General features: G+C 44.1%; 1 protein-coding gene. It reads right to left on the bottom strand.

The genetic code is table 11. From position 1 onward, the window contains the following. Window positions 1–58 precede the first annotated feature (58 nt). Window positions 59–1,099 (bottom strand): IS481 family transposase, encoded by a 1,041-nt coding sequence (locus R7F07_RS25080; protein ID WP_213916302.1) that lies wholly within the window; start codon window positions 1,097–1,099, stop codon window positions 59–61. Window positions 1,100–1,206 lie beyond the last annotated feature (107 nt).

Below are 1,206 nucleotides of genomic sequence, written 5' to 3'. Positions count from 1 at the left end.
TGTACTAATTCAGACCTGATCTGACAGTTACCCACTTTTCGACTCGGTGCCTGTCAGATTATATCTGGGCTAGATTCTTTTCAGCCCAGATTGATTTCCCATCCTCTAATGTTTCTATTGGCGTTCTGCCGCAGCACATTTTTCCTTGATGAGTACGATGATTGTTGTAGTAGTCTATCCATTCGTCCAGATCTTTCTGTAATTCTCCCATTGAGCCATACAGTTTCTTTCTGAACGTTACTTGGTAGAACTCATTCAATATGGTCTTGTGGAAGCGCTCGCAGATACCATTTGTCTGTGGCGACATCGCTTTAGTTTTCGTGTGGTCGATATCATTGATGGCAAGATAGAGTTGGTAATCGTGCTGTTCAACACGGCCACAGTATTCGGTACCTCGGTCAGTCAAGATTCGTAGCATTGGCAACTCGTGCGCTTCGAAGAACGGTAGAACCTTATCGTTCAACATGTCCGCCGCGGTGATTGGTGTTTTTGTCGTATAGAGCTTAGCGAAGGCGACTTTGCTGTAGGTATCAACGAACGTTTGCTGATAGATGCGTCCAACACCTTTAAGGTTGCCAACATAAAACGTGTCTTGAGAACCGAGATAGCCTGGGTGCGCTGTTTCTATCTCACCACAAGCCTCATCATCATGTTTCTTGCGCTCAAGGGCTGCAACTTGCTCGTCCGTTAGAATGATACCATTCTCAGCGACCTGTTTTTCTAGGGCAATAAGGCGCTTTTTGAAGTTTTCTAAGTCATTACGAAGCCAGATTGAGCGAACGCCACTTGGAGAGATAAATACACCGAGTTTACGTAGTTCGTTGCTTGTTCTAACTTGCCCGTGAGCTGGGAAGTCGATGGCGTACTTGAGAACGGCTTGCTCAGTTTCACTATCGACACGATTCTTCAGGTTTGGTGTTCTTCGACTTTGATTAATTAGAGCATCAATACCGCCAGTTTCGACTAACTCTTGATAACGGTAGAAAGTGTCTCTTGATACACCCATGACCTTACAGGCTTTTGATACATTGCCGAGTTCTTCTGCAAGATTGAGAAGGCCAGCTTTGTGTTTGATGATTGGATTGCTAGTATGAAGCATGAGAGTTACCTCTTATTGTCTTTGATTACGGATTCAGCACCTTTAATCAAAGTGGGTAACTCTCTTCTTTTCAACTTGAAGTGTCAGATCTAGTCGGAACTAATACA

This window comes from Vibrio sp. YT-16 (assembly GCF_033337405.1).
Taxonomy (GTDB): Bacteria; Pseudomonadota; Gammaproteobacteria; order Enterobacterales; family Vibrionaceae; genus Vibrio; species Vibrio alginolyticus.
This window is presented reverse-complemented; position numbering and strand designations above follow the sequence as displayed.

Coding starts and splice junctions, on each gene's coding strand:
- R7F07_RS25080 (WP_213916302.1), bottom strand. CDS start 1,099: ATGCTTCATACTAGCAATCCAATCATCAAACACAAAGCTGGCCTTCTC.